The sequence below is a fragment of the Paraferrimonas sp. SM1919 genome, from assembly GCF_010993985.1.
Taxonomy (GTDB): Bacteria; Pseudomonadota; Gammaproteobacteria; order Enterobacterales; family Shewanellaceae; genus SM1919.
In genome coordinates, this window is the sequence record NZ_WINH01000019.1 from 80,393 (window position 1) to 90,347 (window position 9,955).

General features: G+C 39.9%; 5 protein-coding genes. 3 read left to right on the forward strand and 2 right to left on the reverse strand.

The genetic code is table 11. The features are described from left to right. The 3 genes from GFB48_RS12600 to GFB48_RS12610 all read left to right on the forward strand — a co-directional run bounded on the left by GFB48_RS12600 (window position 1) and on the right by GFB48_RS12610 (window position 6,352). Complete coding sequence (locus GFB48_RS12600) at window positions 1–1,146, forward strand: MFS transporter (RefSeq protein ID WP_163936221.1); 1,146 nt, start codon at window positions 1–3, stop codon at window positions 1,144–1,146. A gap of 123 nt (window positions 1,147–1,269) precedes the next feature. Continuing rightward, complete coding sequence (locus GFB48_RS12605; protein WP_163936223.1) at window positions 1,270–4,986, forward strand: immunoglobulin-like domain-containing protein; 3,717 nt, start codon at window positions 1,270–1,272, stop codon at window positions 4,984–4,986. Between the two features lie 616 nt (window positions 4,987–5,602). After that, entirely contained in the window at window positions 5,603–6,352 is a 750-nt protein-coding gene (locus GFB48_RS12610; protein ID WP_163936226.1) for an Ig-like domain-containing protein, read from the forward strand. A 134-nt stretch (window positions 6,353–6,486) separates the two neighbouring features. Here the strand turns inward: GFB48_RS12610 and GFB48_RS12615 are convergent, their stop codons facing one another. Continuing rightward, window positions 6,487–9,297, reverse strand: coding sequence for a 3'-5' exonuclease (locus GFB48_RS12615; RefSeq protein WP_163936229.1), 2,811 nt, complete (start codon window positions 9,295–9,297; stop codon window positions 6,487–6,489). Window positions 9,298–9,313: 16 nt separating this feature from the next. Beyond that, window positions 9,314–9,517: a hypothetical protein gene (locus GFB48_RS12620; protein WP_163936233.1), complete on the reverse strand. Its 204-nt coding sequence runs from the start codon at window positions 9,515–9,517 to the stop codon at window positions 9,314–9,316. Window positions 9,518–9,955 lie beyond the last annotated feature (438 nt).

The window sequence follows — 9,955 nt, forward strand, 5'->3', positions numbered from 1 at the left end:
ATGTGGCAACAATTAAGAGCAACATTAAGTCTGCAATTAATCGCTTTGGCTTGTCTGAGTGGTTATTTTGCTTTGCCGTTATTCTTAGGTGAAGTGGTTGCAGCTTTAGGTTTATCGGAGCTACAAGCAGGCTTATTAGCGGCGGCCGATCTGCTGGGCATTGGCTTAATGTCAATGGTGCTGCCATTTACGATTAAGTGTTTAATTAACTGGCGCAATGTGGTCTACAGCCTGTGGGTGGCTATGGTTGCCAGTTTACTCAGTATGCTGGCCAATAGTTTCGAATTGTTGTTAGTGTGTCGTTTATTGGCTGGAATGGCCGCAGGGTTTAGCTATGCCAGTGCGTTAGTGGTATTGGCAAGGCAAGCGCAACCCACTTTGCACCTAGGAGCCTATAATATTCTCGCTACAGGTTTGATCACTGTGTTTATGTTTGGGTTACCGAGTTTGTTAGAGCTAGGCAGTTATCAGTATGCGTTGGCGTTAATGGCACTGATCCAATTGGTGTGTATGTTAGTGGTGACGCAGTTGCCTAAACTAGAGTTTGATTTCGATGGATCAGTGAGCAGCGTTAACCATGGTTCTAGCCAGATCTATCTAGGATCTCTAATGTTATTGGTTTGTGGTTTGTTTTATTTGAACATAGGCACGATTTGGGCATTTATTGAATTGATCGCTGATGAATCAGGGTTTACTACCGCAGAAATCGGCATGGCCTTGGGGATCAGCAATGTTGTGAGCATCGGCGGTGGCTTTTTGTCCGCGTGGCTAGGTGAAAGAATAGGCAAAGTGTTGCCTTTGATGGTTGGGCTGTTTATTCAAGGTTGTGTACTGCTGGTGTTGTGGCAATTTGGCACGGCGATTAGTTTGACCATATTGGTTATTTCATTATCGACTTATTTCTTGCTGTGGAATTTTATTGATGTCTATAGCATTAGTTTGACGGAGTCTTTTGATCATTCAGGCAAATTAATCACCGTTGTGCCGGCGGTACAAGGCTTTGGTAGTGCGCTTGCCCCTGTTTTGTTTACCAGTTTGTGGATGCAAAACCAATACAGTGAAGGTATTCCATTTGCCTTGGTGGCCATAGGCATGGCAATTTTAGTGGTGCAATTGGTGGCCAACTTAAAAGGTAAACAGCAATAGCGATTTCAAGGCAGATTTTAAAATCTGCCTTTTTCATATTTGAAAGTAAAAGCAGTTAATAAACTTTTGTAGATAGATTTACATTAAGCTGTGGCAAATACCATTGAAGTATAGGCTTTCAGGATGAAACACTGTGTTTATGTTTTATTTAGTTTGTTGGTTGTCGCTTGCGGTGGCAGTAGCCCCATAACCGCAACGCCCCCCCCTAACAATAATGCTCCGAAGATTATGGGCATAACCAATATCAATGTCATTCAAGGACAAAATATTGATTTATTCAAAGGCATTACTGCACAGGACAATGAAGATGGAGATTTAACCCTTTCAATTGTTGTATTAGAGCAATTTGATAATACTTCGCTAGGCCAGCAATCGTTAACCTATCAAGTCAGTGACAGCGGCGGCATCATGGTTGAAGCTCAAAGAGTGATAACCGTGTTGGCTAATTTAGCCCCAGTGCTGACCTTAAATGGAAGTGAATCAATCTCATTAGACTTTAAACAAAGCTATCAAGAACTCGGTGCTACAGCAGAAGATGATCTTGATGGTGATGTGACCAGCAGCATTAACATTAGTGGTCAGGTTGACAGCTTGACTCCTGGGCAATACCTAATGCGTTACAGTGTTACTGATTCATTTGGAAATACCAGCGAGCTAACCCGAAGCGTTAATGTCAATCACAATCAGCCACCGCAGTTCGATGTGATTGGCGAACAGCAAATCGAAGTAATTATAAATCAAGATTATGTAGAGCCTGGCATTACCGCCAGTGATGTTGAAGATGGCGATTTAACTTCACAAATTATTTCTTCATCAGATCTAGATGTGAAAACCCTAGGAAGTTACCAAATTAGCTATCAGGTAACTGATTTAGATGGCTTATCAGTTAAATATATACGAACCATCAAGGTCGTACCTGAGCCTAGCCCTAGTGAGCTTAACCCCCACTTACTTACCACCCAATACTTTGATATTGCAATTGATAGTCAGCAAGGTGATGAGGTTGTCGGACGAATTAACTATGCCAATAACTATCAGCTTAGCGTGAGTTCGCAAATGCAGGGATATCGTTTCGAACTTTATCCAAGCAGCCCATTGGATCCCTTTATGGTTATGACTGAAGTTGATTCATCTGGGAAATTGTTTGGCCGAATATCACTGGAAAACCCTAATGAGTTAGCACTTGGCTCAGTACAATATTGGGCAAGACTTAAAGACGCCGCAGGTGAAATGGTTGCTTCCAAATTAATTAATATTGAGGTAACGACTACCACCCAGTGGCAAGCCTTTTATCAACAGGCAAAAGATTTTATCGCCACGGAAAGCCGGCTGTATGGCAGAACCAATCTAACGAGCTCAGAAGTCAGTGCTTATGTTGATATGTTAAATAACAATCAAGGTCAGTTTACCGACTTATCCTTATATTCAGGTTCTAGCCTTTCTACCAGTAGTCGTAATGATCAGCTAATTAAAGCTGCGAAAAGAATAGGGGGCTTAGGTTGGGCATTAAAAAATTACTCGGGCAATGAAAGAACAGACTTAGTGAATGCGATTTATTTGGCGATTAGCGCCTATGTGGATATTTTCCCGCTAACCAATTTTGCTAATGATACGACCAAACTTTCATTTAATGCTCGCACCCACCAATGGGAATATACCGATCCTATTTCAGGCGCGGCCGTGTTAGCCTTTGTCGATATGCAGGCCGATATCAAGGCAGGTAATGCCACTGCCATAAAAGCCTATGAGGATCTGCATAAATTATTGGTTATAGGTTTTGATTTGCCAGAGGCTTGGCGTCAGCCGGATCACCTTCGCTATTACCTGGAGGAACAACTGCCCCAATCCACCGGTGCCTGGGCAGATGCTAACCGCCATCATAGAATGCGTACTTGGGTAATGCAGGTTGCTTTAATCAAAGACTACAACCAACCAATGACCTACTTGCCATGGTGGTATAGCGATTACGAGCCGTTTGCCTCATTAGGTATGACCATATTGCCTGAGTGGCAACCCAGTGGCAGTTTTGCTGATTTAAATACTTGGTTAGAAACCAACACTCAATACATCCATAAATGGGGCCAGTCTGGCATCATGCCTGATGGCACCATTAGTCATCATATGGATTATCGCCAAGATATGGCATTCTGGGCCTATGGTTTAGAGTGGATGTCGAAAACTAATTTTCATGCGGCGGCAATGTTTAATAATAGCCCTTGGCAACTGAGTAATAAGCCATTAAATGAATCGGCGGAGTTTTTAGTATTTAACTATCCAAAGCTGATCTATAACGATGTACTGGATTTTCAAGTGGCTGGTCGCAGTCATGCCAGCAGTGATATGGATATTTTTGGCTCTAAACATATGATCCGTGCAATAAATGCCATTGATGATGCTAAATCGACCGATTCCGTGATTGCTAAACAACAGCAGTTAGATACTTTACGCAGCCAAATGAATGCTAAAACCCATGATTATGCAGGGAACTATGCCTACTGGTTAAGTGACTTTATGCTGCACCGTCGTGATTCAAGTACTCAACCATTCTATATGTCGGTAAAAATGAATTCAGGCCGGACTATGGGCGCTGAAAACTTTGAAGCAGAGACGGGTTTTCATAATGGTGCAGGGGTATTCCAAATCAAAGTAGATGGTGACGAATACACTAACATTATTAACCGCTGGGATTGGCATGCCTTACCCGGTACTACCGAAGAGTTGCGTGTAGACCAGACTCCGCAAAAAAACGATCAACGTAAATTTAACCCTAATTACTTTGCCGGCACTGTGTCAGACGGGACTAATGGCGCGGCGGCATTTAGCTATCAATCAAGCAACACCTATACCTCGGCAAAGGCCGATAAAGCTTACTTCTTTGTTGATAACTTAGGCATAGCCGTTGGCAATAGCATTGCACGGCTGCGTAATGCTTCGATTGATACGGGGGGCAATATTCTAACCACAATCGACCAAACTAATTGGAAAGGCACATTAAGCTATCAAATTAATGGTAGTGGACTTGAAACCATCGCCAATAGCCAATCGCCAAACTTGAGTTTTGATATCAGTGCGCCGTCTTGGCTGCATCAAAACAAGGTGGGGTATTTAATTATTCCAACCACTAATACCAAGTTGCTCATTAAAGGTGGCAGCAGCGTCACTGATTCGACCCCAAGCTCATCAAGTTCAGCCAAGGTGGTGCATATTGCATTGGATCACGGTCACTCACCAACCAATGCTGATTACCATTATGTTGCGGTGGCGAATGTTACGGCATCCGAAATGCCAAGTGTTTTGCAAAGCTACCTTGATACCTATACCGTGACCAATAGTTCCCATAGTTATAGCCTTAGCTACTTAAAAGATGGCTTAAAACAAGCACAGGTGGCAGTAAAAGGGGCAGTGAATGACTTTGAATTAGCCTTTAACGATGGCCAGTCGTTAACCTTAAGCACAGATAAAGGTGCAATGCTAATGCTCAGTGAATCGACAAACGATTGGCAGGTAACCGTACAAGACCCTTATCATAATTTAGATAGCAGTTTATCTAAGCCTGAAAATAAGTACCTGACCTTAGTTGAAAAGCAAGGGCCAAGCAGTATTAACCTTACTTTGGATACACTTTTACAAAGCGGTGATTATTTCTACCCAAGGCTAGGGATCCATGCTGAGCAGGTAAATGCTGAAATAGAGCAAATTCAAAAAGCGGTAGTAGTAAACTCAGCAGGCAGCTCTAGCATTACAGTAGATTTCGCCGACCGCGATGACATGCTGATTTATGATTATCGACAGGCGCTATACAGTGGTATGCCAGCAAGGCTAAGCATACCTAAACAATAAGCCTAATAAGTTATGAACAAGCGCCCGCAACGGTATAAGTTAGCGGGCGTTTTTTTAGGTGAGACAGAAGTATTAGGAACATATCGCAACTGCGTTAGCAGGCCCGTAGGGTTAAAGGCAGGACGCCTTTAATTACAAACCAGCACTTGGCTGATTAATAAGAAATTGGTTGCGGGGGCCAGATTTAAACTGATACCTTCGCTTATTTTTTGAAAAGTTGAGCCCGAATTTTTTACATATTTTAGGATCTTTTAGTTTTACCTAAATCGACCTTAATTGAAAAAATCTAACAAAAACAGTGCGCTGTTGATTCTTGAGCGTGACACCTAAAAAATGATTTTTGTAAATTTTTCAATCCAATTTGTCACGGTTTCAAAATTATAGATATGCAGTAATTCAGGCTACACCTACCTAAATTTGACCTTAACACATCTAAATTGAGTTTTAGCACAGCTTACCTTTGTTTGAAAGTTCCTATTTCTGACTCCTGCTTATCGAAACAAAAATATCATAAATTTTTCGTCGGGAAGTGTACTTCCTGTTGCAAAAGTAGTCGATTTGTTAATGTGGAAGGGAATGTTGTGTGTTGTACAGGTGTCGTTAAGAAAGCACCGGTTTGAAAATTAAAATGTTAAAAAAACTGTCTTTAGCTTCAATATTATTGGTGTTTTTGCAAGCCTGTGGTCAATCAGACTCGAATGATGATACAGAGCAACCTATTAAGGTTGGGGAAAATACTCCACCCGTAGCAGGATTAGAGGTCGAAGTTATAGGGGATGAAGATAATACTTTATACGGACAGTTATTAGGTGAGGATGTTGACGGGGATCAATTAAGCTACTCTATAGCTGAGGCACCTAGTCATGGTACCGTTTCAGTAAATAGTGAAGATGGCAGCTTTGAATACATACCAAATCCTAATTATTTTGGTGTAGATTATTTTTTGTACAGCGTTTCTGATCAAAGCAGTTCTTCAATAAGCAAGGTAAGCATCACAATTAATTCTGTCAATGATGCACCAGTTATTGCAGAGCAATTATTTGAATTTAAAAAATACAACATTTTAATCGACAATATTAAAGCAACAGATGTTGATAACTCAGCAGAAGAGTTATCATACGAAATTGCAGAGCTACCTCAATATGGCAGTTTGACCTTAACAAATACTGGCCAGTTCTCATACCAACCCACAGCATTTATTGAAAGACTGGATTCTTTTGCGGTTTCTGTTTCTGATGGTGAAGCAGAACCTCAAACGGCAATCATTAATCTTCAATTTACAAAACCACAAGTCGGGCTCTTGACCAATGATCTAGAAGTTGATGTTTTAGGTGAGAGCTTCCAGCTAAATTACATTGGTATTTGAACCGAAACAGAAAAGTTAAACCGCAAGCACTGGTAATGATATGAAAAGAGCAGAATTGGCTCTGCTCTTTTCAATCTTGTTACTTGATAAGTAAAGGCGCTTACTGCCAAACCTCTAGGCAAGTGCGAGTAAGATTATTTAGAAATTACGTTATGTGTTTGGAATCTATCTAACAAAGGAGCAATGTAAGTACTTGGGTATTTAGGATATCCCCACTTATTCCTGGCGTAAGTTCCAATTACCAATTGTTTCTTTGCTCGAGTCATCGCAACGTAAAGCAGCCTTTTTTGCTCTTCTAGTGCTGCTTGCTTCTTGGGGCTATCGGGCATCACAACAACGGGGTAGCAAGGGAATGCATGATCTGTAACATCAGGGAGGAGAACATGGTCAAACTCAAGGCCTTTAGACCTATGAATCGTACTAACGATGACCTTGTCAGCCTCTGTAATTAAATCAACCTCTTTAATGCTTAAAAATTTATCAGCAAGTAAAGGTACTAATTGCTCCGGTTTACCAATTAATTTTTCTGCTTTTAACCAACGACTCAGCTTTCTTTCAAACTCAGACATGGTTTTTACATAGTCTGCTTCATTGTTATTTAGCATAGTTCGCCTAGAGGTCGAAACAAACTCTAGGAAAGAAGCAATCAAAGCTTGAACTGTCAAATCAGGGCTTTGAATGGTTGGCTGAATAAACTGAAACAATGTGGCTAAGTTTCTATGGAAATTATCTAACAAGCTTTCATGTTTATCGATGTAGTTATCTGCATCATCAATAATTGTATTGGTATGTTTAATAATGAATTCCATTAAACTTACGCCAGCTCTAACGTCATCAATAGCGTTATGTGAGTTCACGCCTTCTAGGTTGAACTCTTCCAATAAATTACCAAGTTTATGGCTTCTGAGATCTGGGAATAGTCTTCTTGAGTACTTTAATGAACAAAGTGATTCCAAAGTATCTAGTGCTTTTAGGCTATTAGGAATAACCTTGGTAACAGCAGCCTTTAACATTTTTTGGTCAAATGCAAGATTGTGCGCAACCACAGGAAGATCTTCTACGAAATCTAAAAACTTGGTCAATTGTTCTGCTAAAGGTTTTCCTTCCTCTTGTAATTTCTGATCAGAAATTTTATGAATTTTTTCTGATTCACCTACCGGCTTGTCAGACTGGCAATAGAGGTCTAGTTCATCTTTGGTACCATCGGGATTAACCTTAACTGCCGCAATTTGAATAATTTGATCATTGGTTGCACTTAGACCTGTTGTTTCAGTATCAAAATAAACATAGCCTGTTTGCTGCAGGGATTGCAGTTTTCTTAAACCATGATCATATACATTTTCGGCTTTTATAAAGTCTGATAAGTAAATGAATTTACTATTTAAACCTGCCGCAACATCTAGAGCGAGTAATTGTGGAGGCAGGTGACTTTCAGAAGTCGCTGTGCTTGTGGTCAATGCCAAATTCCAAAGCATTCTTCCCCACGCTGAGAAATCTCTATGATTACTAATAGCTCTTATCAGAGAAGTAAAATCTAAAACTGGCTTCTTAGTAAATAAATCGAGCTGAGAAACCATAAAATGTTGAATACCTTTATCATTCAATTGGGCTGAATAGTTGGAAACTACTTGGTTAGAGGGACATAATATTGCGACATTTCTGTCCTGCTCGCTGAGGTTCTTAGTATGCCTAATTAAGTATGGTTCAAGTGTGGTCTCTTTGTCCCCGCACAAGTGGACTAGACAATTATTATTATTTTCAATGTTACTTTGAACGGTGAACTGATCGTTTTTAGGGAAGTTTAACCGCATATAATTTGAAAATAAGTCAACCATTCCTTGGGGGCTTCTATAATTCACTGGTAACTCATGAAGTGAGTTACTGACAGAACTCCTTGTAAAATTAATATCAGCGCCCAAAAAATCATAAATTGATTGGTTAATGTCACCGAAATATACTTGGTGCGCACCTGATGCTGAGTGGTGCTCCAAAATTAACCACTGTAATGCTGATAAGTCCTGTACTTCATCTACTTGAATCCATTGATATCCCTGAGAGGGGATGTCAAGCAAACCCAGTAGAAGGTCGTCAAAGTCAATAATTTGTAAGCTTTTCTTTAGCTTGGAATACTCTTTTCCTACCTCTGTAGCCAGTAAACATAAACTATTGAATGATAAGCAGCTGCTATAAACCTGTGCTGAGGCGTTATGTTCTAAGGCAGCCATGGCTTGATGAGAGAACTTTTCTACAGCTTTTTTATCTAGGAAAGAACTCTCATGGCTACTTAAAATTGAAGTGACCTTGGAGTGCAGGGGTTTAATTCTGTTATTAAGCTGCTCATTGGCTTTATTTGAGCTTGCCAGTTCAGTAAACAGTTCCCTTACTGTAGGAATTTCAACATTAAATAACTCAAACAGTTTGGCTAATTCCAAGCATTCATTACTATTAAATATGGTGCTAGCTGGAAGAGTTAATGGGTCCGCCTTTTCAAATGCCAGGTTATTTGCTGTAGATGGGATTAAAGGAGTATCAGCAAGATCATTAGCTTCTTTGAGGCTTGTCCAGTGATCACGTATTTTGTTAATAACATTATTAAATGATAGCTTCCATATATCGTTGATTATGTCTTCAGTGGTTAAACTTGCTGAGGCAGGGATACGTTTATATTTATTACTGAGGTTAATCCCCAGAGTATGAGTGTTACCAATGAAAACGTCTTCTACTTTATTACCTATCGCTGACTGCGCACGCTGTTTCATATTTAACGCTGCACGGTTAGTGAAGGTCAAACACAGCATCTTTTCTGGGTCTACACCATTTTGGAGTGCTAGCTCTATTCTTCTCGTTAAAACCTCGGTCTTACCACTGCCTGCAGATGAGAAAACAGTATGCCTTCCTTTGGTGAGATTAATGACTTTTTGCTGATGCTCATCTAGCTTAAACATAAATTATCCTTTTAAATTATGGTGTAGCGATGAAGTAGTTATCACCAATTTTATGAAGAAGAATTGGATAGGTTTTCTTTTTGATTTTTTCGAACTTAGCGGAAGCTTGTTCGTTATTAAGTGGTCCAGATAAAAAAGGTGAACCAATGAGGTGTGCATATTTGCTATAAAGCTCATCCTGGCTGAGTTTGGTACAGCAATAATTGTCTATATTTAGCATGTTTTATTCTTATTATTCTGGTGTTCTTGGGTACTATAATCAGTTAACTTGAAGTCGGATTCAAGTCTCCCAAAACCAACTCAATATTTATATCACCCATTAAGGTCAACAAAGTGTTTGCAGTTTGGCTTATAAAAAAGTTAAAGGCCAGTTGTTCATTAACCCATAAAAATATTTCTTATATGGTTGATTAGTCCACTTTTTTCTATTAATTGTTGCAATAAATACAGTTAGTTAGTGTGCTCTATATGCTTCTTGTATTATATTTCCTGTTGCTTGTTGGTCGATTAATGTATTTTTCTGGTGGTTTTGTCCACTTCCCCATTAGTGAGTCACATCTAAAGTAGAGGTTTCTCCTATAAAGCTCTGGTGATATTCCGATGGTGGAATATTGCCAATGCTTTCATGTGGACGTTCATTGTTGTAATCGAGCATCCA